Raw genomic sequence first — 2,201 nt, forward strand, 5'->3', positions numbered from 1 at the left:
CAAAGAACAATGTAACGTAAGCTACATTGTTTCTTTTTATAAAAAAACAGGAGGTTATTTAGATGTTATTATTTCATGAAGATATCGCATTAGGAGTCATTAAAGAGGTTGGGGAAGGTGAACTCGTTTTACTTGTAAAAGAGGAAGAACTAACAATTAAAATTACACGAGAACAAGAGGAAGAACTTGCAGTTCATGTTATGAATCAAGAAAATATGTTAGTTCCGGTTAATGTAAAAACTCATGAGCTTTTCTTTGATACAGCTGAGAGATGGAATGAAGAAGAAATGGAGGAATTACAAAAAGCGAGTGAAAGAGTAGGAGAAGATCATGAGTAAAAATTATAAGAAAAAGTATCAAACGAAATCACCAGAAGAAAAGAAAGAAGCGGTGCAAGCTTTAACAAAAAAGATGGAAAAAAGCGTAGAAGGTTATTTTCGTACACCGGAAGATTTAAAAGAGTATTTAACTTTTATGGCAAAGTTTTATCACTATTCACCATCTAATATTTCATTAATACAAAGTCAATTCCAGGGAGCCAGTGCAGTTGGTTCCTTTTCTTTTTGGAAAGAAAAAGGATTTCCGGTTAAGAAGGGTGAGAAAGGAATAAAAATCCTTGTTCCAAACCGAACTGTAGCAAAATTTAAGGACAAAGAAGGCAATTGGAAAACAGTAACTAAAGCAAGTGAGGAAGAGAAGAAACAAATTGAATCTAAAAGCGTAGAAGTGATGCCTGGTCGCTTATATTTTGCTGTCGGTCATGTGTTTGACCTGTCTCAGACAGACGCAAAAGCGGAAGATCTACCTCGTATTTTTCCGAATCGTTGGCTAGAAGGGAGCGTTACGGATTACCAGAGTTTGTATAAAGGAATGGAAGCCATTGCGGAAAAAAACGGTGTAAAAATTATTGAGCCGAGGCAAGAACTTGGGGTTGCAAAGGGAGTTAGTTACACCTTAGCAAAAGAGGTTGCTTTGAATCCTAGAAACAGTGAATTACAAAATGTTAAAACACTTCTTCATGAATTGGCACATGCCAAACTTCATACTGCAGAGACACATATGAATTACACAGCACCAGAAAAAGAGTTTCAAGCAGAAATGACAGCTTACGCCGTTTCTTCTTATTTTGGAATTGATACAAGCGAATATTCATTAGGATATTTAGCGAGCTGGACACAAGGAAAAGAAATGAAGGATAAAACGAGATTATTAAAAGAAGTACATGAAACTTCGATTGAATTTATTGAAACAATTGAAAACACACTAGAAAAGGACAAAGAACAAATAAATGAAAAAGAGGTGGAAAGTATGGCAAATAGAAATGAAAAACAGGACGAAAAAAATATTTTGTTGGTTGAATTTATGAGTTTAAGTAACACGACACAAGAGCTTGTTTCCGTTACAGAGTTAAGGGAACAAGCGGATAGAAACAGAGCGTTTGAGCCCGTAGAAGGCGCAGAAAAATTGAGTGATAAAGAATTTACTGATGCATTTAATGAAGCGAACCAAGAAAAGTATGCAGCACTAAATCAAAATGAAATAAATCGTCCAACTATGTTAGTTCAGTGGAGCGAAAACGAAAATTTTAAAGGTAGTCAGTTGATTCCATTTGGAGAGGCCAATGAAAAAATGGCTGAAGTCATTAAAAATATTGAAAAAGCAAAAGAGGAAGCAAGAGAAAGGGATGAATACGTACCATATGATAAAACTCGTTATCATATTGCCATTCCAAAAGTAGTAGATAGAGATTTTGGGAGAATGGAGCTTGTGAGTATGGATCGTTTGGATATGGGGGATGGGGACTACAAGACACCGTATGAACAAGTATTAAACGAGAAAAGGTATTTATCGGATGAAGTAAAACAAGCGTTACGAGATGAAGTGATGAATTATAGAAATAACAAAGAAATACCGATGGAAAAAGCACAAGAAAATCCATTAGAAAAATCGAAAGAGACACCTAACCACCTAGTTACAATTGAAGTATTAGCAAACAGCTTGCAAGATGAAGAGCTAGCAAGAATCCACATGATGGATGCCGTTACGAAAGATATAAATTATTTGTCTGTATGGAATCAAGATAAAACAAATCGGGACGATTTATACGTTTCCCTCATGGAAAAGAACGGGAAACGAGAAAATGTCTATTTAGATAACATTTTGAAACCAGATTTATATGAAAAGGTTCAAAGTTCTATCTT

2 protein-coding genes are annotated in these 2,201 nt (G+C 35.1%); both read left to right on the forward strand.

From position 1 onward, the window contains the following. Positions 1 to 62 precede the first annotated feature (62 nt). A complete protein-coding gene (locus tag BM089_RS30295; protein ID WP_061530243.1) occupies positions 63 to 338 on the forward strand; it encodes a hypothetical protein in 276 nt (91 codons plus the stop codon). Then, positions 331 to 2,201: LPD25 domain-containing protein (locus BM089_RS30300; RefSeq protein ID WP_090979192.1), on the forward strand; the 1,871-nt coding region annotated here is incomplete at its 3' end. The genes BM089_RS30295 and BM089_RS30300, both read left to right, overlap by 8 nt.

Source organism: Bacillus sp. 5mfcol3.1 (assembly GCF_900114335.1).
Classification (GTDB): Bacteria; Bacillota; Bacilli; order Bacillales; family Bacillaceae_G; genus Bacillus_A; species Bacillus_A thuringiensis_S.

What these genes read in the sequence shown, in the direction of transcription:
- BM089_RS30295 (WP_061530243.1), top strand. Translation starts at nt 63, where the DNA reads ATGTTATTATTTCATGAAGATATCGCATTAGGAGTCATTAAAGAGGTT.